Raw genomic sequence first — 22832 nt, 5'->3', positions numbered from 1 at the left:
ATCCCCTTCGATCCGCTGCTCTCGCCCGCCTGAACGCGGGCGCCTCCCGCGTTCTTCCCTACGTCCCGAGCCTCTCCTGCTCCCGCGCCACGATCTGCCGGGCGAGGTCGCGCTCGGAGATGTCGACGGCGTCGGGCGTCTGCTCCGCCAGGTCGCTGCGCCGCGCGTACTCGTCGAAGAGCATCGTCTTGACGTGCAGGATCTCCAGCATCCGCTCGTCCACGCTGCGGGGCGTCAGCAGCCGGTGCACCTGGACGGTCCGCACCTGCCCCATCCGGTGCGCCCGCGCGATCGCCTGCGTCTCCATGGTCGGCTTCACCTGCGGCTCGCAGAGGATCACCACCGACGCCGCCTGAAGGTTCAGCCCGACCCCGCCGGCCTGGATCTGCGCGAGCAGCACCGCGTGCCCCGGCTCGGCGGTGAACGCGTCCACGATCTCCTGCCGCCGCGCCGGCGGCGTCTCGCCCGAGATCGGCCCGCGGGCGTGCCCGTTCTCGGCGGCCTCGACCACCAGCTCCGTCAGCCGGTCGAGCTTGGCCGACCTCTTGGGGACGGCGTAGGCGGCCCGGCGCATCGCCATGAAGTTCCCCGCCGCCACGGCCCTGCGGTAGGCGGCCGCGTCCGCCCTGCTGAACTCCTCCAGCTCGTCCACGTGCACGACCTCGGGCAGCTCGACGAGCACGTCGCGCTGGTTGCGCCGCAGATACACCGGCGCGACGGCCGACCGGAACGTCCGCGCCCCCATCGCCGCGTCGTGCGGACGGACGCGTGCCGCCACATCGGGCCGCAGATGGGCCACGAGGCTGCGGAACTCCTCGACCCGGTTCTCCATCGGCGTGCCGGTGAGGAACAGCACGTTCTCCGTCCTGCCGCACCAGTGCGCGACGGCGCGGGCGCGCCGCGTCTCGTGGTTCTTGGCGTAGTGGGCCTCGTCCACCACGAACATGCCGAGCTCCACGTCCGCCGGGACGTCCAGGGAGTGCAGCGTGGCGAGCGTCGTCACGGCGATGCCGCCGTCGCCGGTCCACTTGCGCAGCGCCGCCGCGCGCCCGGACCCGTGCAGCGGGTGCGCGGCGAGGGCGCTGCGGGTCTCGATCTCCCGCACCCAGTTGATCAGCACGCTCGCCGGGCACGCCACCAGGAAGTGCGTCGCGCCCCGCGCCCGCAGGTGGGCCATCGCCGCGATCGCCTGGACCGTCTTCCCGAGCCCCATCTCGTCGCCCAGGATCACCCGTTTCTGGACGAGCGCGAACCGCGCCCCGAACGCCTGGTACCCGCGCAGCGACACGCGCCGGAACCCGTCGTCGAGCGGCTGGGCCTTGACCCGCGCCGCGAGGTCGCCCGGCAGGAACCCCTCGGCGGCCTCCTGCTCCGGGTCCGCCGCCGCGAGCTCGGCCAGCAGGGTCTGGTAGTCGGCCGCCCGCAGCTCGAAGTCGATCCACGCCTCGTCCGCCGGCACGTGCGGCCGCAGCAGGTCCACCGACGCCTGGGAGATCAGCAGCCGGGCGCCGCGCTCCTCCTCGGCGGCGAGCGCCTTCGCCAGCTCGCCGGCCGCCTCCCGTGCCCGCTCACGCCGCGCCGGCGGCGCGAGGAGCCTGCGCCACCACGACCCGGCCGGACGCGCGTCCCGCACCAGCGGCCCGACCCGCTCGTCCACCTCGTCGGCGACCGCGCGCGCCCGCGGCAGCTCCGGCCCCGCGTTCACCAGCCGGTGCAGCGCGACGACGGCGGGCGCCATCGCCTCGTCCCGCCGGTCGACGTCGATCCGCACCGTGACCGAGCTCTCCGCCGCCTCCGCGAGGCTCCCGGCCGCCGCGTGGAGCTGCTGCGCCGTCTGGGGCCCGATCCCGGGCAGCAGCTGGAGCCTGTAGGGCGTCGAGTCCAGCACGTCGGCGACGCTGGTGAACCCGGTCTCCTCCAGCGGGCCGAGCCGCAGCCGCCCGCCGGTGACGTCCTTCAGCCGGGCGAGCGGGATCGACTTCAACTGCTCCCGCGCCGCCTCGGCCCGCAGCGGCGCCAACGCCGCGTGCACGTCGGCCAGCGCCCGCCGATGGTCGGCGACCAGGTCGCGCGCGGCCTCCAGCAGCGCGAACCCGCCCCTCAGGACGTCCTTGGCCTCATGCGCCATTGCGACTCCCCACCCACGCGCTCGGCCCACATGATGCCAGCCGCGCGAAGGTACGCCGGCCGCATCGAAGCCGCGGCCTTCCGACGCGAGCCGATCTCCCACGAGCCCCACGGTAGGCCGCCCCACCGACACCTCCGGCAGTGCTCGCGGGGCCGGGAGCCGGTTGCGGGCCGCCGGCTTCGCCGGACGGTCTCCGGCGACCCGGCTCAGCCGGGCTGTCATCGCAGTTTCGGTCTCATATCACCGAAGGAGCGCAACACAGATGAGTGCCAACCCTTCCGGGCAGAAGCCCGAGGAGCAGCCTGCTCAGGACCGGTCGACCATGTTCGGCGAGCAGGCCTACCAGCAGCAGAAGATCGCGGAGCTCGACCAGGCGGTCGCGGACGGCACGGTGAAGCCGGAGGACCTTCCGACCCCGCCGCCCCCGCTCTCCTGGACCTGACCGACCGGTCGGCTGACCGGCCGATCGCCTGAGCCACGAGAGGCGGCCCCTGAGGCCGCCTCTCGATTTCTTTTCGGGCCGCCGGCGTCGGCCGATCAGCCGCAGCGGAGCGAACGCGGCATTGCGGTGTCCCCATGACACGCGAAGGACCCCGGCCTAGCCTTGGAGCTGCGAGGCACCTGGCGGAAGGGCTGGTCCCGATGTCCGACGAAACTCTCGAAACTGTGGGAATGCGCCTGGCCAGGGCACGTAAGCGACGTGGTCTGACGCAGACCGGGTTGGCGCGGCTGTCGGTTTACAGTCGCGGTCATATCGCTCAGGTGGAGACGGGGAAGAAGGTGGCGACACCGGCGTTTGTGTCCGCCGCTGCCGCCGCGCTCGGCGTCGATCCCTCCGAACTCTACGGCCAGCCCTACCGCGTCTACGGTCACGATTACGCCGTCCACTCCGTCATCCCCGAACTTCGCCGCACGCTCGCCTATGTCGACGTCGGTCCCGAGCTTGCCGGGCCGCCCCGCCCCATCGACGTGCTCGCGGCCGAGGTCGCGACCGCGGGAAGGCTGATCCACAAGGCACAGCTGACCAAGCTCGCTGGACGCCTGCCTGCGGTGATCGAAGAACTCACCTCCTGGGCGCACGAGACCGGGGACCCCCGGGCGTGGCTGTTACTGAGCCGCGGATTCGGTCACGCCGTCAGTCTCACTCGCAGACTCGGTTACACCGGGGATGCCTTGGCGCTGCTCGAACGCGGCTCAGAGGCGGCCCGCCGGTCCGGCGACCCGAACTTGCCCCACCTGGTGATGATGGCGCGTGCGCTCCTCATGATGAGCATGGACCAGTACCGGCCCGCCTTGACGTTGCTTGACCGGGCTGCGGCGGGTGTCCGGGCGGATCGGCTGGATGCGGGGGAGGTGGCGGGGGCGATCGAGTTGCGGTCTGCGATCGTCGCGGCGCGTGCGGCTCGTGGTGGGGATGGCGGGCGGGCGTGGGAGTACTTCGGGCGGGCGGCCGAGCGTGTCAGGCGCGGTGGGCTGGGTGCGCCTGTGCACGGGTTGGAGTTCACGGCGGCGAATGTGGCGATCCACGGGGCGGCGGTCGCGGTCGAGTTGGGTGACATGGACGAGGCGGCTCGCCGGGACCAGCGCATCGGCGAGGAGACACTCGCGGGGCTGCCGCCGGAGCGCCGCGCGCATCATGAGATCGACATGTCCCGCGTGATGACCGAGGTCGGCGACCTGGCCAGGGCCGAGAGGCGCATCGCGTTCGCGGACCGGATCGCCCCGCAGATGATCACCTTTCATCCGACCGCGCGGTCGGTGGTGTCCCACCTGGTCGACGCGCGCCGCACCCTCCCGGAGCCACTACGCCGCATCCACACACGCATGACCACGTAGTCCGCCGGGCTCGATGCCGCAACCCGGCCCCGGTTCCAACTTGGAACATTGAGAAACCGGGGCGACTCCATTGTGTGACGCATGAGTCACTCGGAATCACCATCCGTCGAGGATCGCGAGGGCCGCCTTGCCGCGTTACGAGCGGAGTTCCCCGGCTGGACGATCGAGTACGGCGACCTGCCGTCCCTTCCCTACCGTGCGGTCCGGGAGGGCGTCGGCGACAAGGCGCTCGTCCTCGTCGCCGGTACCTGCGACGGGCTCTGGGGGCTGCTGGCCAAGCAGGACGAGGCCGACTGCGAGCGCGCCCTTCTCGCTCTGGGCAAGGCGCTTGAGGAACGCGGTGCCAAGGTCGTCCAGCACGGCGGCACCCTGCTCGCGAGGACGCGGACGGGGATCGCCCGGTCGGTCGGCGCCGACAGGGGGCGGTTCGTCTGGGACTCCGGCAACGGCCTCGGCTCCTTCTCCGCCGTGGACGAGGTCGCCCTGAAGATCACGCGACTCCTGGGCCTGGAGCTCCACCCGCAGTTGGCGACGCTCGCCCGCCGCATGGGCGTGCGCGGCTACAAGGTCGACATCGGCGCTCCCGAGGTCACCGTGACGACCACGGGAGGCGGCACGCCCCGCGCCGTGCGGATCACGTGTGAGCCCCGGCCCACCGACGACGACCGTGACTGGTTCTGGACGCACTGGGGCGATCCGCTCGCCCAGGCCGACGACATCACCGGCGCGGAGGTCGCGCTCGCCGGACTGCTGGCCCGCGCACGAGCCGGGCCCCGCGCCTGGCCCGGCACCGGGGGGCGGCGCGGGACCGGTCAGGAGGGGCTCTGGTCGTCGTCGGCGAGGCGGACGATGTGCGGGATGCCGACCGGGTTGCTGATCCAGTGAGCGTTCATGCCGGCGGGGAACGGCTCCAGTTCGTCCTGGACGACCACACCGTGCGCGGCCAGGTGCCTGGCCGCGCCGTCGACGTCGTCGGTGAACAGCTCCAGCCACAGGTCGGCCCGCGCGTAGTTGTCGACGCGGTCGAACCACAGCGTCACCGGGCCGAGCTGCACCTTGGCGCACTGGTCCACGGCGCCTCCGCCGTCCTCCTCGGTGACCTCCATCCCGAGGACGTCGCGGTAGAAGGCGACAGTGCGCTCGAACTGCGCCTTGGGCAGCTTCATGGCGATGTTGTGGCCGCCGCGGAATGTCGGGCTCATGCTTCGTTCCCCCTGTTGTGTTCGAGATGGTCGCGCAGTGCGCTCAGGCGGCCGTCCCAGTCGCGTGCCAGCGCGGCGAGGAACGACTGGGCCACGGCCACCGGTCCGGTCTGCAGCCGATAGCGGATCCGGCGCCGCTCCCCGGGCTCCGCCCGGACCAGTCCGGCATCGGACAGCAGGTCGAGGTGCTTGGCGATCGCCTGGCGCGAGATGGGGAGCCGGGCGGCCAGGTCGGTCGCGGTCGCCGGGCCGCGCGCGGCGAGCTCGGCGAGGATGGCACGCCGGGTCGGGTCGGCCAGCGCGGTGAAGACCGCCTGGGCGACGGGCTCGGCCTGGTCAGGACGCGGCATCGAGGTACCCGGCCAGCTCGGCCAGCTCCATCCGCCACCCGTTGGCGTTGCTCTCGTAGGCTCCGGCCAGTCCGTCCGGCAGCTGGGCGAAGCCGCTCTCCACCACCGTCACCCGGGTGCCCGTGCCGGTCGGCTCCAACGTGAACTCCACGTAGGTGCGCCGCGGATCGCCCGCCGGCAGCCCTTCGATCGCCCACGTGTAGGCGAACCGCCGGGGCGGCTCGACGACCTGGATCCGGAGGGTGAACTCGCCCTGGTCGTCCCATCGCACCCGGGCCTCGCCACCGGGACGCAGGTCGTCGACCTCCGCATGGGAGCCGAACCAGCCGCCGAGTCCTTCGGCGGTGGTCAACGCCGCCCACACCCGCGCGGGCGTGTGGGCGAGTTCGAGCGTCCGCTCGATGCGATCCGGAACGGGCATGACCACCCCTATAGCAACTAATCGGTTGCTATCGAAATTATCACAACCAACGGGTTGCGATAACTTCCCGCCGCTGGACCGCCGGGGCGCTGAGGTCGGGGCCATCACCGGTGCGGAGGTCGGGCTCGCCGGGCTGCTGACGGCCCGGCCATGAGGAGGCGGTGACGCCGACGGCCGCCCGTGGCCCGCCGCGGCGAGCCGGCCTGGGCGGCCGTGGAGACGGTTCTCGCCGCTCGCGCGGAACGGGGACGGAACCGGGCCGAGGCGCGCTGACGGATCACCACGTCAGCGCGCCTCCGCGGCCTGGATTTCGAAGTGGCCTCAGCCACGCGCGCGAACGCGTGACCTGCCCGGTGGAGCGAAGCCGGAGGCGAGCGGAACCGGGCAGATCGCGAAGCGATGCCGCGTTCGCCCAGGCCCGGTCACGCAGCGAGCCCCCAGGCGAGCGAAGTGGGCCGGGCCTGCGAAAACACAGCCTAGATGTCGTAGTAGAGCTCGAACTCGTGCGGGTGGGGGCGCAGGCGGATGGGGTCGATCTCGAACTCGTTCTTCATCGTGATGTAGGTCTCGATGAGGTCCGGGGTGAAGACGCCGCCCTCCAGCAGGTAGTCGTGGTCGGCCTCCAGGGCGGCGAGGACCTCGGGGAGGCTGCCGGGGACCTGCGGGATGGCGCGGGCCTCCTCGGGCGGCAGCTCGTAGAGGTCCTTGTCGACCGGCTCCGCGGGCTCGATCTTGTTCTTGATGCCGTCCAGGCCGGCCATGAGCATCGCGGAGAAGGCCAGGTAGGGGTTGCAGGCCGGGTCCGGCACGCGGAACTCGATGCGCTTGGCCTTCGGGTTCGAGCCGGTGATCGGGACGCGGATGCAGGCCGAGCGGTTGCGCTGGGAGTAGACCAGGTTCACCGGGGCCTCGTAGCCGGGGACGAGGCGGTGGTAGCTGTTCACCGTCGGGTTGCTGAAGGCCAGCAGGGACGCGGCGTGCCTGAGCAGGCCGCCGATGTAGTAGCGGGCGTTGTCGGACAGGCCCGCGTAGCCGACCTCGTCGTAGAAGAGGGGCGAGCCGTCCTTCCAGAGGGACTGGTGGCAGTGCATGCCCGACCCGTTGTCACCGAAGATCGGCTTCGGCATGAACGTGACGGTCTTGCCCGCGGCGCGCGCCACGTTCTTGACGATGTACTTGTAGAGCATGAGGTTGTCGGCCGTCTTCAGCAGCGTGTCGAAGCGGAAGTCGATCTCGGCCTGGCCGGCGGTGCCCACCTCGTGGTGCTGCATCTCGACGTGGATGCCCGACTCGATGAGCTGGGCCACCATCTCCGAGCGCAGGTCGGTGAAGTGGTCCATCGGCGGGACGGGGAAGTAGCCGCCCTTGTAGGGGGGCTTGGCGCCGAGGTTGCCGCCGGGCTCCTCGCGGCCGGTGTTCCAGGCGCCCTCGATCGAGTCGAGGTAGTAGTAGCCGGCGTTCTGCCTGGTCTCGAAGCGGACGTCGTCGAAGATGTAGAACTCGGCCTCGGGACCGAAGTAGCAGGTGTCGGCGATGCCGGTGCCGCGCAGGTAGTCCTGGGCCTTGCGCGCGATGTTGCGCGGGTCGCGGCTGTAGGGCTCGCCGGTCAGCGGGTCGTGCACGAAGAAGTTCAGGATCAGCGTCTTGTGCTGCCGGAAAGGGTCGAGGACGGCGGTGGCCGGGTCCGGCAGCAGGAGCATGTCGGACTCGTGGATCTCCTGGAAACCGCGGACCGACGACCCGTCGAACATCAGCCCGTCGGTGAAGACGCTCTCGCCGAAGCTCTCGACGGGGAACGTGAAGTGCTGCATCTTGCCAGGCAGGTCCACGAACCGGCAGTCGACGAATCTCACACCTTCGTTCCTGATGTAGCTCAGGACCTCTTCGGCGCTGCTGAACATCCAGCCTCCTCAGGGCGGTTCTCGGCTTCCCGACGTTATGTCCGCGCCGTTTCCCGACCATGTCTCATGTGTTTCCAGTGTGTTACGGGTCACTTCGGGCCTCCCCCTGGGAGCCGCGTCCGAACCTCCGGAAGGACGGGATAGCGTAGGGGCATGAGCGGTGGTAAGGCGGCCGGGCCGCGGTGGACGCAGACGTGGCTCGGCGGGGCGCGCTCGGCCGGGGCGGACCTCGGCAAGCCCGGCGAGAGGATCGGCCTGCCCGAGAGCGGCAGCGGCTCCGTCGCGCCCTACGGCCGCCGGCTCCTCGCCCTGTTCATCGACTGGGGCCTGTCGATGCTGGTGGCGAGCCTGCTCGCGCGCTCGTTCGGGTGGGACCCCGCCGAGCGCAGCACGTGGACGCTGCTCGTCTTCGGCCTCCAGGCGTGGGTGCTCACCGCGTTCCTCGGCACGACGATCGGCAAGCGGCTGTGCGGCATCCGGGTCGTCCGGCTCGACGGGCGCCCCGTCGGCCTCGGCTGGGCCCTCGCCCGGACGCTGCTGCTGCTCCTGGTCATTCCCGCGCTGATCTGGGACCGCGACTACCGGGGCATGCACGACAGGGCCGGCAACACGGTCGTCGTCTCCCAATAGGCCGGGCGGAAATCCGGCCGGAAACGAGAAAGCGCCCCCGAAGGGGCGCTTTTTCCTTGGGGGTCAGCGCATTTTGGGCTTCGGGCCCTTCGGCATCTTCGCGCCCCTGGGCATCGGGCCCTTCGGCATCTGCATCGACCGGGGGAGCGCCTGGAGCCGGTCGTTCAGCTCGGCGACCTGCCCCTTGGTGAGGTTGCGGGGCAGCTTCATCAGGTGGCGCTGCAGCTTGTCGACCGGGATCTGGCCCTCGTCGTCGCCGACCTGCACGTCGTAGATCGGCACCTGCTGGGCGGCGCGGGAGATGCGCTTCTTCTCCGCGCCGAGCAGCGGGCCGACACGGCTGCGCGGGCCCTCCGAGACGAGCACCACGCCCGGGCGCCCCACCGCGCGGTGCACCATGTCGAGGTTGCGGTTGCCGCTGACCGCCTCGGTCACCGACCAGTTGCCGCGCATGTTCTTCAGGATCGCGGCGGCGGCGCCGGGTTGCCCGGCGATCACCTTGTACTGCGCGCGCTGCGCCAGCTGCCCGAAGACGATCATGCCGACGGCGAACGCGGCGAGGATGCCCAGCGGGATGAAGAACCACAGCTGGTTGATGAGCAGCCCGATGAGGATGACGACGACCAGCGCCCCGATCGCGGAGGCGAACACGATCGGCAGGGCCTTCGGGTCGGCCTGGCGGAGCACCTGGGCGACCATGCGGATCTGCTTGAGGCGCCCTGGACTCTCCTGGGCCCCGTCCGTGGGCTTTTTCGACATGCGTCCCAGGATAGTCCGGTCGGGCCGCCGTCCCGACAGCCGGTCGTCAGCCGCGCGCGGAGACGGCCTGCTTGTAGAGGCGGCCGGCGCGGTAGCTGGAGCGCACCAGCGGCCCGGACATCACGCCCGCGAAGCCGATCTCCTCGGCCTCGGCCGACAGCTCGACGAACTCCTCCGGCTTGACCCACCGCTCCACCGGGTGGTGGCGGGGGCTCGGCCGCAGGTACTGGGTGATCGTGATGAGCTCGCAGCCGGCCTCGTGCAGGTCGCGCAGCGCCTGCGAGACCTCCTCGCGGGTCTCGCCCATGCCGAGGATCAGGTTCGACTTGGTGACCAGGCCGTCCTCGCGCGCCCGGGTGATGACCTCCAGGGAGCGCTCGTAGCGGAACCCGGGCCGGATCCGCTTGAAGATCCGCGGGACGGTCTCCACGTTGTGCGCGAGCACCTCGGGCCGGGACGAGAACACCTCGGCGAGCTGCTCGGGGACGGCGTTGAAGTCGGGGATCAGCAGCTCGACGCCGCAGCCGGGCACGGCCTCGTGGATCCGCCGGACGGTCTCGGCGTACAGCCAGGCGCCGCCGTCCTCCAGGTCGTCGCGGGCGACGCCGGTGACGGTCGCGTACCTCAGCCCCATGGTGGCGACGGACTCGGCGACGCGGCGCGGCTCGTCGCGGTCCAGGGCGGCGGGCTTGCCGGTGTCGATCTGGCAGAAGTCGCAGCGCCGGGTGCACTGGTCGCCGCCGATGAGGAACGTGGCCTCGCGGTCCTCCCAGCATTCGAAGATGTTGGGGCAGCCGGCCTCCTGGCACACCGTGTGCAGGCCCTCGGACTTCACCAGGCCGATGAGCTCGCGGTACTGCGGGCCCATCTTCATCCGGGTCTTGATCCACTCGGGCTTGCGCTCGATGGGGGTCTGGCTGTTGCGCGCCTCGACGCGCAGGAGCTTGCGTCCCTCAGGTGTCACCGTCGTCACGGGTCCCAGGGTACGTCGCGATCAGCGGTGCCGGCACACCGGCGGCCCCCCGGCGTGAGCAGCATCGAAGCCGTATCGGACCGATCTCGAACGTATGACGGTACTCCGCCGGTGCAGCCGATTCGCGTGTTTCGGCCATCTCCGTCAATGGATCTCTCTAGGGTGACTCCCTGTCGTCACGCAACAGCTCAGCAGGAGGACCACCGTGGGTCTGGCAATGTCGTACCTCAGGGTGCCGCCCGTGCTGGAGGGAGAGCCCGACCCCGGCCGGACGGCGCGCCACGTCTTCGGCGACGCGAACTGGCGGCGGCGCGGCGCGGGCGCGCTGTTCGAGCTCGGCTGGGCGTGGCAGGCGATGCACTACCTCGTCACCGGCGACCCGTGGGAGGGCCGCCAGCCCGAGGCCGACGTGGTGTGCGGCGGCCGGCTGCTCACCGAGGACGGCGCCGACGAGCTCGGCATGGACGTCATCTACCTCGCCCCCGAGCGGGTCAAGCCCGCCGCCGACCACCTGGCCGCGACGCCGTTCGCCGCGATCGCCGGGCGCTTCGACCCGGCCGCGATGGTCCGGGCCGGCGTCCAGGACGCCGGGCGGCTGGACGACGCCGCCCGCGAGCGGGTCTTCCAGCCCGCCTACGCGGGGCTGGGCGAGTTCTTCCGGCTCGCCGCGACCGAGGGCCAGGCCGTCTACAAGGTGATGGCCTGACCGAGGACCCCGAGCTGCGCGGTGGTGCGGTGGAGCGTCTCCGCCGCGCCCAGCGCCGCCGCCAGGCGCCGTTCGACGAGCGGGACGACCTCGGCGACCGTCACCTCCCGGCCGAGCTCGCGGGTCAGGTTGGTCGACCCCACGTCGCGGATGCCGCAGGCGACGATCTTGTCGAACCAGCCCATGTCGTTGTCGCAGTTGAGCATGAAGCCGTGCATCGCGACGCCGCGCGCCACCCGGATCCCGATCGAGCCGATCTTGCGGTCCGGGGTCCCGCGGACCCACAGCCCGCTGCGGCCCTCCACCGTCGCCGTCTCCAGCCCGAGCTCGGCGCAGACGTCCATCATCATGCGCTCCAGCAGCCGCACGTAGCCGACGACGTCCACGGGGTCGGGCAGCCGGACGATCGGGTAGCCGGTGAGCTGCCCCGGGCCGTGCCAGGTGATCTTCCCGCCGCGGTCGACGTCCACGACCGGGGCGCCGGGATCGCCGAACGGGCGGTCGAGCGCCTCCGTCCGCTTGCCCGCCGTGTAGACGGGCCGGTGCTCCAGCAGCAGGGCGGTGTCGGGGATCGCGTCGTCCACCCGCAGCGCGTGGGTGCGCTTCTGCAGCTCCCACCCGTCCTCGTAGGGGACGGCCGCCTCGCCGAACCCCGCGTGCACGACCACCAGCTCGCGTACGTCCACATCGCTCACAACGGCCAGCTTATGCCGTGATCGCCCGGACCGCTCCTCAGAGGGCCGCGAGCAGCCGGGGCTCCAGCCGGTACTCCTTGGCCGTGCCCGGCCCGTCCGGCTCGATCCTGTAGGCGCCCGCGTCGCGCCGGTAGGAGACGGCCTGCACGAACTCGGTGCCGACGTAGTGCAGGCCCACCGCCTCGTCGGCCGCGTACCCGCCCGGCAGCGTGCCCTCGCCGACGAGCTGCTGGAGCAGCGGCCGCCGCTGCGGGTCGCTGTCGTAGTGGACGCCGCACGAGTACGGCAGGAGGCCGAGACCGTCGGTCAGCGGGCGCAGCTGCGGCCCGAACGAGTCGGTGTTGCCGCCGGCGTGCCAGCACAGCGCGCCCGCGCTCTGCCCGGACAGCACGACGCCCTCCTGCCACGCCTCGCGCATGATCTCGTCGAGGCCGTGCAGCCGCCACAGCGCCAGCAGGTTCGCGACGCTGCCGCCCGACACGTACAGCAGGTCCTGGCCGAGCAGGTGCGCCCGGACGTCCGCGACGTTCGGCATCGGGAACAGCGCGAGATGGCTGACCTCGGCGTCCATCGAGGAGAACGCGGAGTAGGAGCGCGCGACGTACTCGGCGCCGTCGCCGACGGCGGTCGTCAGGAAGCACACCCGGGGGCGGTCCTGGCCGGTCAGGTCGAACGCGTAGCGCAGCAGCGGGCTCGGGACGAGCCCCTCCCGGCCGTCCGGCACGAAGGTGCCTCCGCCGATCGCGAGGATGTGCGGCTGTCCGTCGGTGCTCATGCATCCTCCTCGTGGGCCATCCGTCTCATTGTCACCGTATGACTACCGAACGGGATCGGCCGGGACTTTGACGATTCTTGGGACTCAGAGGGCGGCGGCGATGGCCGGTTCGACGTCCTCGTGCGCGAACCGGAACCCGGCGTCCAGCAGCCGGCGCGGCAGGACCCGCTGGCTGACCAGCGGCCCCTCGTCGGCGAAGCCGCCGAGCGCGGCGCGCAGCGCGAACTTCGGGACCGGCAGCCGCGCCGGGCGGTGCAGGGCGCGGCCGAGCGCCCTGGTGTAGGCGTCGTTGGTCACCGGGTTCGGGGCGGTCAGGTTGACCGGCCCGGAGATCTCGTTGTCGATGAGGAACCGCAGGGCCGCGACCTCGTCCGGGAGGGAGATCCAGCTCGTCCACTGCCGGCCGTCGCCGAGGTGGCCGCCGGCGCCGAACCTGAACAGCGGAAGGGTGCGTCCGAGGACCCCGCCCTCCCGGGCCAGCACGACACCCGTCCGCGGGTGCACGACCCGGACCCCGGCGCCGCGCGCGGCCGCGGCCGCGGCCTCCCAGTCGCGGACGAGGTCGGCGAGGAAGCCCCGCCCGGCGGGGGAGTCCTCGTCGACCTCCCGGTCGCCGGTGTCGCCGTAGTAGCCGATCGCCGACCCGCAGACCAGCACGCGGGGCCGGGGCGAGGCAGCCGCGATCGCCTCGGCGAGCGTGCGGGTGCCGACCAGGCGGCTGTCGCGGATCTTCTGCTTGTACGCCTTCGTCCACGGCCGGTCGCCGACCCCGGCGCCCGCCAGGTGCACGACGGCGTCGGCGCCCTCCAGCGACTCCTTGTCGACGCAGCCGTCGGCCGGAGACCAGCGCGCCTCGTCGGGGCGGGACGGCTCCCTGCGCACCAGCCGGACGACGTCGTGGCCGTCCTCCCGGAGCGACTGCACCAGCGCCGAGCCGATGAGGCCGGACGAGCCCGTGACGGTGACCCTCATACCCCCAGCGTAGAGGGACGGCGCCGCCGGACACGGGGCCGGTGCGGCGGGTCCCGCGTTTCCCCGGACGCGCGGGACCCCGCCGGCCCTGCGGGCGCGGCGGGGTCCTGCGGGCGTGCGGGAGGGGTCAGAGGCCGAGCTCGGCCTCGAAGTTGCCCTCCTCCAGGCGGTGCTTGACCGTGGCGAGGAAGCGGGCGGCGTCCGCGCCGTCGATCAGGCGGTGGTCGTAGGTCAGGGCCAGGTAGACCATCGACCGGACCGCGATGACCTCGCCGAGCTCCGGGTCGTCGATGACGGCCGGGCGCTTGACGACGGCGCCGGTGCCGAGCATGCCGACCTGCGGCTGGTTGAGGATCGGGGTGTCGAACAGGGCGCCGCGGCTGCCGGTGTTGGTCAGCGTGAACGTGCCGCCGGCCAGCTCGTCCGGGCTCACCTTGTTGGTGCGGGTGCGCTCGGCGATGTCGGCGATCCGCTGCGCGAGGCCGCCCAGGTTGAGCTGGCCCGCGTTGTGCACGACCGGGACCATCAGGCCGCGCTCGGGCACGTCGACCGCGATGGAGATGTTCTCCACCTCGTGGTAGGTGACCTCGTTGGTCTCGCCGTTGATGACCGCGTTCAGCTTCGGGTGCGCCTTGAGGGCCTCGACCGTCGCCAGCGCGAAGAACGGCATGAACGACAGCTTGACGCCCTCGCGGGCCTGGAAGTCGGCCTTGGCCTGCTCCCGCAGCCGCGCGATCTTGGTGATGTCCACCTCGACCACGGTGGTGAGCTGCGCGGACACCTGGAGCGACTCGACCATGCGGCGGGCGATCGTCTGCCGCATGCGCGACATCTTCTCGGTCCGGCCGCGCAGCGCCATCTGCTCGGCGGGCGCGCCGGCGGGCGCCGGGGCGGCGTGCCGTCCGGCGGGGGCCTGGGCCGGGGCCGGCGCGGGCGCCGCCGGGGCGGCGGCGGGCGCGGCCTGCTGCTGGGCGGCCTGCTGCTGGGCGGCGCGGGCCGCCTCCAGGACGTCCTGCTTGCGGATGCGGCCGCCGACGCCGGTGCCCTTCACCGCGCCGAGGTCCACGCTGTGCTCGGCCGCCAGCTTGCGCACGAGCGGCGTGACGTACGGGCCCTCGCCCGGCTCCGCCGGAGGCTTGGCGGGCTGCTGGGCCGCCGGGGCGGGCGCGGGCGGCTGCTGCGGGGCCTGCGGCTGCGGCGCCGCGGCGGGCGCCGGAGACGGCGGGGCCGCGGGCTGCTGCTGCGCGGGGGGCGGCCACGCGGCGGGCGGCGGGGCCTGCTGGGCCGGGGGCTGCGCCTGCTGCGGGGCCTCCTGCTGGGGCGCCTCCTGCTCCTCGGCGGCCGGGGCGCCGCCGCCGGACGGCGCCTCGCCCTCGTCGCCGATGACGGCCAGCTCGGCGCCGACCTCGACGGTCTCGTCCTCGGCGACCGTGATGCTGGTGAGGATGCCCGAGGCGGGGGAGGGGATCTCGGTGTCGACCTTGTCGGTGGACACCTCCAGGAGCGGCTCGTCGGTCTCGACGCGCTCGCCCTCCTTCTTGAGCCAGCGGGTGACGGTGCCCTCGGTGACGCTCTCGCCGAGCTGGGGCATGGTGACGGAGACCGGCATGTCTCAGCGACTCCTTCGGAATACTTGTGCGGCTTCTCAGCCGTGCACGTGCAGTGGTTTGCCGGCGAGGGCGAGGTGCGCCTCGCCGACCGCCTCGGACTGGGTCGGGTGGGGGTGGATCAGCTGGGCGACCTCGCCGGGCAGGGCCTCCCAGTTGTAGATGAGCTGCCCCTCCGCGATGAGCTCGCCGACGCGTGCGCCGACCATGTGGAGGCCGAGGACGGGGCCGTCCACGGCCGCGATCACCTTGACCTCGCCCTGCGTCCCCAGGATCTTGCTCTTGGGGTTGCCGGCCAGGTCGTAGGTGACCTCCTTGATCTCGTACCCGCGCTCACGGGCCACGGCGGACGTGATGCCGACCGAAGCCACCTCGGGGTCGGAGTAGGTGATGCGAGGGACGCCGTCGTAGTCGATCGGCGGCGGGGCGAGCCCGCTCAGCCGCTCGGCGACGAGGATGCCCTCGGCGAAGCCGACGTGCGCCAGCTGGGGGGTCGGGACGAGGTCGCCGACCGCGGAGATCGTGGGGACGCTCGTCCGGCAGTACTCGTCGACCTTGACGAACCCGCGCTCGGTCTCGACGCCGGCCTCGGCCAGGCCGATGCCGTCGGAGACCGGTCCGCGGCCCACCGCCACGAGCAGCAGCTCCGCGTCGATGGTCTTGCCGTCCTCCAGGGTGACCGAGACGCCGCCCTGCGTCGTCTTGGCGCTCTGGAACCGGGTGCCGAGCTCGAACTTGATGCCGCGCTTGCGGAAGGCGCGCTCCAGCCGCTTGGAGCTGGTCTCCTCCTCCAGCGGGAGCAGGTGCGGCAGCGCCTCGACGATCGTGACGTCGGCGCCGAACGAGCGCCACACGCTGGCGAACTCGACGCCGATGACGCCGCCGCCGAGGATGACGACCGAACCGGGGACGTGCTCCAGCCGCAGCGCGTGGTCGCTGGAGATGACGCGCTCGCCGTCGATGTCCAGGCCGGGCAGCGACTTCGGCTCCGAGCCGGTGCCGAGCACGATGTGGCCGGCCTCGATGCGGCGGACGCCGTCGGCGGTGTCGACCTCGACCGCGGTCGGGCCGGCCAGCCGCCCGGTGCCGTGCACGACCTCGATGCCCCGGGACTTGATGAGCCCGGTGAGGCCCTTGACGGTCGACGAGACGACCTTGTCCTTGTAGGCGTTCACCCCGGCGACGTCGATGCCCTCGAAGGTGGCCTTCACGCCGAACTTCGCCGCCTCGCGGGACTGGTCCGCGACCTCGGCCGCGTGCAGCAGCGCCTTGGTGGGGATGCAGCCGCGGTTGAGGCACGTCCCGCCGAGCGACTCGTCGCGCTCGATGAGCGCGACCGACCTGCCGAGCTCGGCGGCGCGCAGCGCGCACGCGTACCCGCCGCTGCCGGCACCCAGGACGACGATGTCGAAGGGGCCGTTGTTGGCCACTGGACGCTCCCTTTCCCCGGTCGTGGCGCCGCGTGGATCGCGGCGCCCTGGGCGGGGCGGGGCGCACCGGCAGACCGGGCCCCCACCGCCACAAGAAGAACCTATTCTGTTCTCCGCCCGCGCACAGCGGGCGGGGCCCCCGCGGGCCTCCCGCGTCCCCCTAGAGGACGCCCGCGGCGACGTCCTCGGCGATCTGGACCAGTGTGCGCGCCGCCGCACCGGTGCCGCCCTTCGGCGTGTAACCGTAGGGCTCGCCCTTGTGGAAGGCGGGGCCCGCGATGTCCAGGTGCGCCCACTTGACGCCGTCCGGCACGAACTCCTTGAGGAACGTCCCGGCGACCAGCATGCCGCCCCAGCGCTCCCCGCTGATGTTGGCGATGTCGGCGACCGCCGAGTCGAGGCCCTTGCGCAGCTCGGGGGGCAGCGGCATGCCCCAGGAGGGCTCGCCCGCGCGGTCGGCCGCCGCGACCACCTTCTCGCGCACGCCGTCGTCGTTGGCCATGACGCCGGTGGTGCGGGTGCCGAGGGCGACGAGCTGCGCGCCGGTCAGGGTGGCGACGTCCACGATGAGGTCGGGGGAGTCCTCGCCCGCGCGGACGAGGGCGTCGGCCATGACGAGCCGGCCCTCGGCGTCGGTGTTGAGGACCTCCACGGTCTTGCCGCCGTAGATGCGCAGCACGTCGGACGGGCGCTGCGCGGTGCCGCTCGGCATGTTCTCGGCGAGGGCCAGGTAGCCGACGACGTTGACCGCGGGGCGCAGCTCGGCGATGGCGGCGAGCGCGCCGAGCACCGCGGCCGCGCCGCCCATGTCGGACTTCATCCAGTCCATCGCTTCGGTCGGCTTGAGGGACAGGCCGCCGGAGTCGAACGTGATGCCCTTGCCGACGAGGGCGAGCGTCCGGGACGCCTCCGGGTGGGTGTAGGCGAGCCGGACGAGCCGCGGCGGGTTCGCCGAGCCCTGCCCGACGCCCGCGATGCCGCCGTACCCGCCCTCGACGAGGGCCTTCTCGTCCAGCACCTCGATGGCGAGGCCGGACTCGCCGGCGACCCGCTCGGCCTCGCCGGCGAAGTCCTCGGGGGACAGGTGCGACGGCGGGGTGTTCACCAGGTCGCGGACCAGCGTGACGGACGCGGCGAGGGTGCGGGCGCGCCCGAGGGCGGCCTCCTCGGACGCGGGCGCGACCAGGCGGATCTCCTCGACGGGGCTCTTGCGGCCGTCGCCGGTGCGGAAGGCGTCGAAGGAGTACGCGCCGAGCAGCGCGCCGAGCGCGACGGCCTCGACGGCCCCGGCGCCGGAGGCGGGGAGGGCGACCGCGACGCGGGCGGTGCCCGCGAGGGAGCGGACGGCGGCGCCGGCGGCGCGGCGCAGGTCCTCGGCGGACGGGTCCTCGCCCAGCCCGGCGGCCACGATGACCTTGGCGGGGACGGCGCCGAGCGACGGCAGCCTGGTCACCTCGCCGGCCTTGCCGGTGGCGCCGAGCGCGCCCAGCGCGTCCGCGAGCCTGCCGTCCATGGCGCGGTCGAGCGCCTGCGCGCCGTCGGCCGGCGCGGCGCCCGCCCCGGCGGGGGCGACGCCGATCACGATCGCGTCGACGTCGAGGCCGGCCAGGTCTGCGCTGTCAAGGCTGATGCTCGTCACGTAGCCCGATGTTAGTCCTCCTGGTGACCGGTTTCGCCCTTTTGGATCAAGCATTGCCCTCCCGGGGGCCGCCGGACCCTCAGGGCAGCGCCGCGAGGGCGACCAGCGCGGCCGTCGCGGCGACCTCGACGAGGGCGCCGAGCACGTCGCCGGTCACCCCGCCGAGGCGGCGCACGGCGTGGCGGAGCGTCGCCAGGGCGGCGGCCAGCCCGGCGGCGACCGCGGCCGCGCCGTGCAGGGCGCCGGGGAGGCCGCCCGCGGCCAGGCCCGCGGCGGCCGCGGCCGCCAGGACGGCCGCCGTGGCGGCGAGCGCCGCGCGCGCCGGCACCGTGCCCGCCACCAGGGCGCCGAGGCCGCCGGGACGTGCGGACGGCACGCCCGTGCGGCAGGCCCACGCGAGCGCCAGGCGCCCGGTGACCGCGGCGGTGAGCGCGGCGAGGGCGGGATGCGGCGCCGACGCCAGGGCGGCCACCTGGATCAGCAGCGTCAGCAGCAGGGTGACGACGCCGAACGGGCCGATGTCGGACCGCTTCATGATCGCCAGTGCCTCGGCGGCGGGACGCCCGCTGCCGAGGCCGTCGGCGAGGTCGGCCAGGCCGTCCAGGTGCAGGGCCCGGGTGACCGCCGCCGCCGCGGCCGCCGCGAGCGCCGCCGCGAGCAGGCCGGAAAGGCCGAGCGGGCCGCCCGCGAGCAGGACCAGCGCGGCGGCCCCGCCGGGGATCAGGCCGGCGGCGGGCGCGAGCAGCATCGCCGAGCGCGCGGCGTCCCGGTCGACCCGGCCCGTGCCGAGCGGGACGACGGTGAGCAGCGTGACCGCCAGCCGCAGGCCGGCGGTCACCGCAGCTCCATGACGCGGCCCGCGACGACCAGCGCCGCCTCCTCGGACTCGGCCGCGAGCCGCTGGTTGACCCGGCCGAGGACGTCGCGGAACGCGCGGCCGGACGCGGTCGTCGGCACCAGTGACAGGCCGACCTCGTCGCTCACCGCGACGACCCGGGCCGCCGTGCCCCGCCAGGCCGCGACGAGACCGTCCACGCGCGGCAGCACCCGCGAGGGGTCCTCCCAGGCGCCGGTCTCGGACATGGCGGCCGCGAGCCAGGTGCCGATGCCGTCCACCAGCACCGGGCCGGTCGCCGACGCGAGCGCCTCGGCGAGCTCGGTCGTCTCCTCCGTGCGCCACCACGCCGGACGGCGCAGCCGGTGCGCGGCGACGCGCTCGGCCCATTCGGGGTCGTCGTCCCGGACGGGGCCCGTCGCGATGTAGAGGACGTCCGAGCACGCGGCCAGGCGCGACTCCGCCTCGGCCGACTTGCCCGACCGGCTCCCGCCGAGGAGCAGCGTCCGGAACGGGCCGTGCTCGGAGCGGTTCCAGAAGGCCATGCGCCGCTCCAGCTCGGCCGGCGAGGGCAGGCGGTGGTCGAGGTGGACGGCCGCGACCCGCGTCTCCGGCGTCACGGCCCCGGTGCGGCGCAGGTGTCCCAGATGGTCCGGCGATCCGGCCATGTCCAGCAGGACGGCCCCGTACCCGGCGCCCGCGGACGGCTCCGGCCTGGCCCCCGGGCCCGCCGCCACCAGCACGCGCCCCCCGCCGGGGGCGATGACCTCGTACCCGCCGGGCACGTCCGTCCGCGGCAGGTCCTCCAGCGCGACGCCGTCCACCGCGGCGGCGAACGGCTCGTGCCGGACGCCGGCCGCGCGCAGCCGGCCGCACGACGCGCACCGGCATCCCGGCGCGGGCCAGCCCTGTGCGGCGGCGGCGCCGCGAAGCTCGATGTCCATCCCGCCGCGAACTCTACGGTTACGCTCACCTCGAAGGATCACGACGCCCCCTCAGGAGGAGTCCCGGTGGGCAACCCCCCGAACGCGCCCTGGCCCCCGCAACCGGGACAGGGCGGGCAGCAGCCGCACTACGGCCCGCCTCCCGTCCCTCCGGGCGGACCCGCGCCGGGGCCGCCCCCCGGGTGGCAGCCGGGGCCCCATGGTGTGCCCGGAGCGCCCCCGCCGGGGCGCCGCGGCGGGGGCGGCCTGGTGGTCGCGCTGGTCGGGGGCGTGCTCGTCCTGGTGCTGGTGGTGGCCGCCGTCTTCGTCTTCGTCGTCCAGGGAGGCGACGAGGGGGGAGGCGGCGAGGAGCAGATGAGGGTCGGCAAGATCGCCGGCGGTGCGGAGGCCACGCCCCTCGCCGACGGAAGCCTCACCATGGCCCGGCCGGGGGTCACCGCTCCGGTCGTCGACATCTACGAGGACTTCGCCTGCCCGCCCTGCGGCGCCTTCGACCGCAGGCACGACCCGATGCTGAAGCGGCTGGCCGTCGAGGGCCGCGCCAAGGTCGTCTTCCACCCGATGCTGATCTTCGGTGAGGCGACGCAGCCGGCCCACGACAACTCGCTGCGGGCCGCGGCGGCGCTGCGGTGCGTCACCGACGGCGCCCACTGGCTGTCCTACCAGGACGCTCTCTACGCCCATCAGCCCGCGAACGAGAACGCCACCGGATACCTGACCAAGGATCTGCTCACCTACGCGGAGCCGCTGGGGCTGACGGGCGACGACTTCACCTCGTGCGTGAAGAGCCAGCGGCACGCCGGGAGCGTGAAGACCGTCAGCCAGGGCTACGTGTCGTCGGGGATCCAGGGGACGCCCAGCGTGCGGGTCAACGGGCGGACGCTCAGCCAGTCCGACACCGAGAGCCCCGACGCGCTGCGCCGCGCCGTCGAGGCCGCCGCCTGACCGGCTAGTCTCACCGCGACGAGGGAGGTCGAGGGCGATGGCGTGGAGCTGGCGGCTGGAGAAGGCCGACGGGCGGACGATCGGCATGTCGGAGGAGACCTTCTCCACCCAGGCGGACGCGGAGAGCTGGCTGGGGGAGAACTGGCGGGGGCTGCGCGCCGAGGAGGTCGACAAGGTGACCCTGCTGGAGGGCGAGACCGTCGTGTACGCGATGAGCCTGCACGACCCGGAGTGACCGGCCGGACAGAAGCGGGGGCCGCGAAGCGTCGCGCTTCGCGGCCCCGGGCGCTCGCCGGGCTCAGGGGCGCCTGCGCGGGCTGACGGTCTTGGACGCGTCGCGGATGACGGTCCCGCCGAGGATCTCGTCGATCCGCTCCATCACGCCGGCGTCCAGCTTCACCCCGGCCGCCTTCACGTTGTCGGCGACCTGCTCGGGGCGGGACGCGCCCACGATCGCCGCCGAGACGTTCGGGTTCTGCAGCGTCCAGGCGATCGCGAGCTGCGCCATCGACAGGCCGAGGTCGTCCGCGACCGGCCGCAGGTTCTGCACGCGGGTCAGCAGGTCGTCGTCGAGGTAGCGCTTGATCATGTCGGCACCGCCCTTGTCGTCGGTGGCGCGCGACCCTTCCGGCAGCGGCTGCCCCGGCCTGTACTTGCCGGTCAGGACGCCCTGCGCGATCGGCGACCAGACGATCTGGCCGACGCCCTCGCGCTCGCAGAGCGGGACGACCTCCTCCTCGATGACCCGCCACAGCATCGAGTACTGCGGCTGGCTGGAGACGATCCGGTCGAAGCCCATCTCGTCGGCGATCTTCAGGGCGCGCTCGATCTCCTCGGCCCGCCACTCCGAGACCCCGACGTAGAGGACCTTGCCCTGCCGGACGAGGTCGTCGAAGGCCCGCAGGGTCTCCTCCAGCGGGGTCTCGTAGTCGAACCGGTGGGCCTGGTAGAGGTCCACGTAGTCGGTCCCGAGGCGGCGCAGCGAGCCGTGGATCGACTCGAAGACGTGCTTGCGGGACAGGCCCCGGTCGTTCACCCCGGGACCCGTCGGCCAGTAGACCTTGGTGAAGATCTCCAGCCCCTCGCGGCGCTGCCCCTTCAGCGCCCGCCCGAGGACCTCCTCGGCGCGCGTGCCGGCGTAGACGTCGGCGGTGTCGAACGTGGTCACGCCCTCGTCGAGGGCCGCCCGCACGCAGGCGCGCGCCGCGTCCTCCTCGACCTGCGAACCGTGGGTGAGCCAGTTGCCGTACGCGATCTCGCTGATCTTCAGACCGCTACGGCCCAGGTTTCGGAACTCCATGGCCCCGACACTAGCCCCGCGCCGGCCGTGCGACGCGGGGTGCGGGATCCTGCCGGACCCGGCCTCAGGCTCCGGCGCCGCTCAGACCTTGTCCTTCTCGCCGATGCGCACCCGCGGGTTCGGGATCCGCAGCCGGCGGATCTGCATCGCGCGCATCGCCGCGTACATGCCGACGCCCTTGGCGTCCTCGCCGGGGTGGCGCTCGGCGGCGAGCCGCTTGATGCCGCGGCTCAGCAGGAACCCTTCCGCGAACACCACCACAAGCAGCAGCGGCGGCGCGAACAGGACCAGCAGCCGGGCCGCCGGGATCGGCAGAAGGCTGAGCAGCACGATCGCGAACATCGCGTACATCAGGTAGGAGCCGACCGTGCGGCGCGAGTCGACGTAGTCGCGGGCCAGCCGGCGCACCGGGCCCCGGTCGCGCTTGAGCAGGTGCTTCTCGTCGCCCTTGGCCATGCCCTCGCGGGCCTTGGCGCGGTCGGTGGCCTGCCGTTCCCGCACCTTCTTGTAGGCCTCCTTGCGGGTCGCCGGAGCCGTGATCGGCTGCCGGCGGCGCTTCTCGGCCTCGCTGCGCTTGGGCGTGGGGCGGCCCTTGCCGCCGGGCTTTACTACCTGAGGAGGATCCGGCGGGGCCTCCGGGGTACGACGCTTGAACACAGGGATCAGCCTACCGGCTGCGAACATCGTGGCTGCCTCGCGCGTTAACGCGTAGGGTGATAAGAACCCCAGCAGTGGTCATTGAGCCCAGTTCACGACTGAGGCGACAGCACGAAGGGACCGGCGC

24 protein-coding genes are annotated in these 22832 nt (G+C 73.1%); 7 read left to right on the top strand and 17 right to left on the bottom strand.

Annotated features, from left to right (window positions below):
• Nucleotides 1–58: 58 nt before the first annotated feature.
• Nucleotides 59–2128, bottom strand: coding sequence for a DEAD/DEAH box helicase (locus tag ACQEU6_RS15465; protein ID WP_499332575.1), 2070 nt, complete (start codon nt 2126–2128; stop codon nt 59–61).
• 262 nt (nt 2129–2390) lie between these two features.
• Between ACQEU6_RS15465 and ACQEU6_RS15460 the strand changes: the two genes are divergently transcribed.
• From ACQEU6_RS15460 to ACQEU6_RS15450, 3 genes are all read left to right on the top strand, one after another.
• Nucleotides 2391–2570 carry a hypothetical protein gene (locus ACQEU6_RS15460; protein WP_499332574.1) on the top strand — a complete coding sequence of 60 codons (180 nt, stop codon included), beginning with the start codon at nt 2391–2393 and terminating at the stop codon, nt 2568–2570.
• Between the two features lie 200 nt (nt 2571–2770).
• On the top strand, nt 2771–3964 hold the full coding sequence (locus ACQEU6_RS15455) for a helix-turn-helix domain-containing protein (RefSeq protein ID WP_499332572.1): 1194 nt from the start codon (nt 2771–2773) through the stop codon (nt 3962–3964).
• 81 nt (nt 3965–4045) lie between these two features.
• The gene (locus ACQEU6_RS15450) at nt 4046–4849 is read left to right on the top strand and encodes a hypothetical protein (protein WP_499332570.1); all 804 of its coding nucleotides are present in this window, start codon (nt 4046–4048) and stop codon (nt 4847–4849) included.
• On the opposite strand, the gene ACQEU6_RS15445 is transcribed toward ACQEU6_RS15450, so the two are convergent.
• The 4 genes from ACQEU6_RS15445 to glnA form a co-directional block, all read right to left on the bottom strand.
• Nucleotides 4777–5166: a VOC family protein gene (locus ACQEU6_RS15445; protein WP_499332568.1), complete on the bottom strand. Its 390-nt coding sequence runs from the start codon at nt 5164–5166 to the stop codon at nt 4777–4779. The two genes, ACQEU6_RS15450 and ACQEU6_RS15445, sit on opposite strands and share 73 nt — an antisense overlap.
• Nucleotides 5163–5516 (bottom strand): ArsR/SmtB family transcription factor, encoded by a 354-nt coding sequence (locus ACQEU6_RS15440; protein ID WP_499332567.1) that lies wholly within the window; start codon nt 5514–5516, stop codon nt 5163–5165. Before ACQEU6_RS15440 ends, ACQEU6_RS15445 begins: the two co-directional genes overlap by 4 nt.
• The gene (locus ACQEU6_RS15435) at nt 5503–5937 is read right to left on the bottom strand and encodes an SRPBCC domain-containing protein (protein WP_499332565.1); all 435 of its coding nucleotides are present in this window, start codon (nt 5935–5937) and stop codon (nt 5503–5505) included. The genes ACQEU6_RS15440 and ACQEU6_RS15435 overlap by 14 nt, the downstream gene beginning before the upstream one ends.
• 476 nt (nt 5938–6413) lie before the next feature.
• Nucleotides 6414–7838 carry a type I glutamate--ammonia ligase gene (gene glnA / locus ACQEU6_RS15430; RefSeq protein WP_499332563.1) on the bottom strand — a complete coding sequence of 475 codons (1425 nt, stop codon included), beginning with the start codon at nt 7836–7838 and terminating at the stop codon, nt 6414–6416.
• A 153-nt stretch (nt 7839–7991) separates the two neighbouring features.
• Between glnA and ACQEU6_RS15425 the strand changes: the two genes are divergently transcribed.
• On the top strand, nt 7992–8468 hold the full coding sequence (locus ACQEU6_RS15425; RefSeq protein ID WP_499332561.1) for an RDD family protein: 477 nt from the start codon (nt 7992–7994) through the stop codon (nt 8466–8468).
• 63 nt (nt 8469–8531) lie between these two features.
• Here ACQEU6_RS15425 and ACQEU6_RS15420 read toward each other — a convergent pair whose 3' ends face one another.
• Together ACQEU6_RS15420 and lipA are read right to left on the bottom strand one after the other, a co-directional pair.
• On the bottom strand, nt 8532–9227 hold the full coding sequence (locus ACQEU6_RS15420) for a DUF4191 domain-containing protein (protein WP_499332559.1): 696 nt from the start codon (nt 9225–9227) through the stop codon (nt 8532–8534).
• A gap of 46 nt (nt 9228–9273) precedes the next feature.
• The gene (gene lipA, locus ACQEU6_RS15415; protein WP_499332557.1) at nt 9274–10200 is read right to left on the bottom strand and encodes a lipoyl synthase; all 927 of its coding nucleotides are present in this window, start codon (nt 10198–10200) and stop codon (nt 9274–9276) included.
• 205 nt (nt 10201–10405) lie between these two features.
• Here lipA and ACQEU6_RS15410 point away from each other — a divergent pair, with 205 nt between their 5' ends.
• Nucleotides 10406–10906, top strand: a complete 501-nt coding sequence (locus tag ACQEU6_RS15410; RefSeq protein ID WP_499332556.1) for a DUF1877 family protein — start codon at nt 10406–10408, stop codon at nt 10904–10906.
• Here the strand turns inward: ACQEU6_RS15410 and lipB are convergent.
• The 8 genes from lipB to ACQEU6_RS15370 all read right to left on the bottom strand — a co-directional run bounded on the left by lipB (nt 10888) and on the right by ACQEU6_RS15370 (nt 19803).
• Nucleotides 10888–11601 carry a lipoyl(octanoyl) transferase LipB gene (gene lipB / locus ACQEU6_RS15405; protein WP_499332555.1) on the bottom strand — a complete coding sequence of 238 codons (714 nt, stop codon included), beginning with the start codon at nt 11599–11601 and terminating at the stop codon, nt 10888–10890. The genes ACQEU6_RS15410 and lipB overlap by 19 nt on opposite strands.
• Nucleotides 11602–11638: 37 nt before the next feature.
• Nucleotides 11639–12376, bottom strand: coding sequence for a Type 1 glutamine amidotransferase-like domain-containing protein (locus ACQEU6_RS15400; protein WP_499332554.1), 738 nt, complete (start codon nt 12374–12376; stop codon nt 11639–11641).
• An 84-nt stretch (nt 12377–12460) separates the two neighbouring features.
• Nucleotides 12461–13348 carry a TIGR01777 family oxidoreductase gene (locus ACQEU6_RS15395; RefSeq protein WP_499332553.1) on the bottom strand — a complete coding sequence of 296 codons (888 nt, stop codon included), beginning with the start codon at nt 13346–13348 and terminating at the stop codon, nt 12461–12463.
• A gap of 127 nt (nt 13349–13475) precedes the next feature.
• On the bottom strand, nt 13476–14957 hold the full coding sequence (sucB, locus tag ACQEU6_RS15390) for a 2-oxoglutarate dehydrogenase, E2 component, dihydrolipoamide succinyltransferase (protein WP_499332550.1): 1482 nt from the start codon (nt 14955–14957) through the stop codon (nt 13476–13478).
• 36 nt (nt 14958–14993) lie between these two features.
• Nucleotides 14994–16385, bottom strand: coding sequence for a dihydrolipoyl dehydrogenase (lpdA, locus tag ACQEU6_RS15385; RefSeq protein ID WP_499332548.1), 1392 nt, complete (start codon nt 16383–16385; stop codon nt 14994–14996).
• 160 nt (nt 16386–16545) lie between these two features.
• Nucleotides 16546–18078 carry a leucyl aminopeptidase gene (locus ACQEU6_RS15380; protein WP_499332546.1) on the bottom strand — a complete coding sequence of 511 codons (1533 nt, stop codon included), beginning with the start codon at nt 18076–18078 and terminating at the stop codon, nt 16546–16548.
• 25 nt (nt 18079–18103) lie between these two features.
• Nucleotides 18104–18862: an adenosylcobinamide-GDP ribazoletransferase gene (locus tag ACQEU6_RS15375; RefSeq protein ID WP_499332544.1), complete on the bottom strand. Its 759-nt coding sequence runs from the start codon at nt 18860–18862 to the stop codon at nt 18104–18106.
• On the bottom strand, nt 18859–19803 hold the full coding sequence (locus ACQEU6_RS15370) for a bifunctional adenosylcobinamide kinase/adenosylcobinamide-phosphate guanylyltransferase (protein ID WP_499332542.1): 945 nt from the start codon (nt 19801–19803) through the stop codon (nt 18859–18861). Before ACQEU6_RS15370 ends, ACQEU6_RS15375 begins: the two co-directional genes overlap by 4 nt.
• A gap of 204 nt (nt 19804–20007) precedes the next feature.
• Between ACQEU6_RS15370 and ACQEU6_RS15365 the strand changes: the two genes are divergently transcribed.
• A complete protein-coding gene (locus ACQEU6_RS15365; RefSeq protein ID WP_499332541.1) occupies nt 20008–20748 on the top strand; it encodes a DsbA family protein in 741 nt (246 codons plus the stop codon).
• 37 nt (nt 20749–20785) lie between these two features.
• Nucleotides 20786–20983 (top strand): hypothetical protein, encoded by a 198-nt coding sequence (locus ACQEU6_RS15360; protein WP_499332540.1) that lies wholly within the window; start codon nt 20786–20788, stop codon nt 20981–20983.
• A gap of 63 nt (nt 20984–21046) precedes the next feature.
• On the opposite strand, the gene ACQEU6_RS15355 is transcribed toward ACQEU6_RS15360, so the two are convergent.
• Both ACQEU6_RS15355 and ACQEU6_RS15350 read right to left on the bottom strand, forming a co-directional pair.
• Nucleotides 21047–22048: an aldo/keto reductase family protein gene (locus ACQEU6_RS15355; RefSeq protein WP_499332538.1), complete on the bottom strand. Its 1002-nt coding sequence runs from the start codon at nt 22046–22048 to the stop codon at nt 21047–21049.
• A gap of 81 nt (nt 22049–22129) precedes the next feature.
• A complete protein-coding gene (locus tag ACQEU6_RS15350; RefSeq protein WP_499332537.1) occupies nt 22130–22705 on the bottom strand; it encodes a DUF3043 domain-containing protein in 576 nt (191 codons plus the stop codon).
• Between the last annotated feature and the right edge of the window lie 127 nt (nt 22706–22832).

Source organism: Spirillospora sp. CA-108201 (assembly GCF_050936235.1).
GTDB lineage: Bacteria > Actinomycetota > Actinomycetes > Streptosporangiales > Streptosporangiaceae > Spirillospora.
Note: the sequence above shows the minus strand (reverse complement) of the source record. Positions and strands in the feature narration are given on the sequence as shown.

Coding starts and splice junctions, on each gene's coding strand:
- ACQEU6_RS15455 (WP_499332572.1), top strand. CDS start 2,771: ATGTCCGACGAAACTCTCGAAACTGTGGGAATGCGCCTGGCCAGGGCA.
- ACQEU6_RS15465 (WP_499332575.1), bottom strand. CDS start 2,128: ATGGCGCATGAGGCCAAGGACGTCCTGAGGGGCGGGTTCGCGCTGCTG.
- ACQEU6_RS15400 (WP_499332554.1), bottom strand. CDS start 12,376: ATGAGCACCGACGGACAGCCGCACATCCTCGCGATCGGCGGAGGCACC.
- ACQEU6_RS15460 (WP_499332574.1), top strand. CDS start 2,391: ATGAGTGCCAACCCTTCCGGGCAGAAGCCCGAGGAGCAGCCTGCTCAG.
- ACQEU6_RS15435 (WP_499332565.1), bottom strand. CDS start 5,937: ATGCCCGTTCCGGATCGCATCGAGCGGACGCTCGAACTCGCCCACACG.
- ACQEU6_RS15395 (WP_499332553.1), bottom strand. CDS start 13,348: ATGAGGGTCACCGTCACGGGCTCGTCCGGCCTCATCGGCTCGGCGCTG.
- ACQEU6_RS15420 (WP_499332559.1), bottom strand. CDS start 9,227: ATGTCGAAAAAGCCCACGGACGGGGCCCAGGAGAGTCCAGGGCGCCTC.
- ACQEU6_RS15445 (WP_499332568.1), bottom strand. CDS start 5,166: ATGAGCCCGACATTCCGCGGCGGCCACAACATCGCCATGAAGCTGCCC.
- glnA (WP_499332563.1), bottom strand. CDS start 7,838: ATGTTCAGCAGCGCCGAAGAGGTCCTGAGCTACATCAGGAACGAAGGT.
- ACQEU6_RS15450 (WP_499332570.1), top strand. CDS start 4,046: ATGAGTCACTCGGAATCACCATCCGTCGAGGATCGCGAGGGCCGCCTT.
- sucB (WP_499332550.1), bottom strand. CDS start 14,957: ATGCCGGTCTCCGTCACCATGCCCCAGCTCGGCGAGAGCGTCACCGAG.
- ACQEU6_RS15360 (WP_499332540.1), top strand. CDS start 20,786: ATGGCGTGGAGCTGGCGGCTGGAGAAGGCCGACGGGCGGACGATCGGC.
- ACQEU6_RS15440 (WP_499332567.1), bottom strand. CDS start 5,516: ATGCCGCGTCCTGACCAGGCCGAGCCCGTCGCCCAGGCGGTCTTCACC.
- ACQEU6_RS15380 (WP_499332546.1), bottom strand. CDS start 18,078: ATGCTTGATCCAAAAGGGCGAAACCGGTCACCAGGAGGACTAACATCG.
- ACQEU6_RS15425 (WP_499332561.1), top strand. CDS start 7,992: ATGAGCGGTGGTAAGGCGGCCGGGCCGCGGTGGACGCAGACGTGGCTC.
- ACQEU6_RS15355 (WP_499332538.1), bottom strand. CDS start 22,048: ATGGAGTTCCGAAACCTGGGCCGTAGCGGTCTGAAGATCAGCGAGATC.
- ACQEU6_RS15370 (WP_499332542.1), bottom strand. CDS start 19,803: ATGGACATCGAGCTTCGCGGCGCCGCCGCCGCACAGGGCTGGCCCGCG.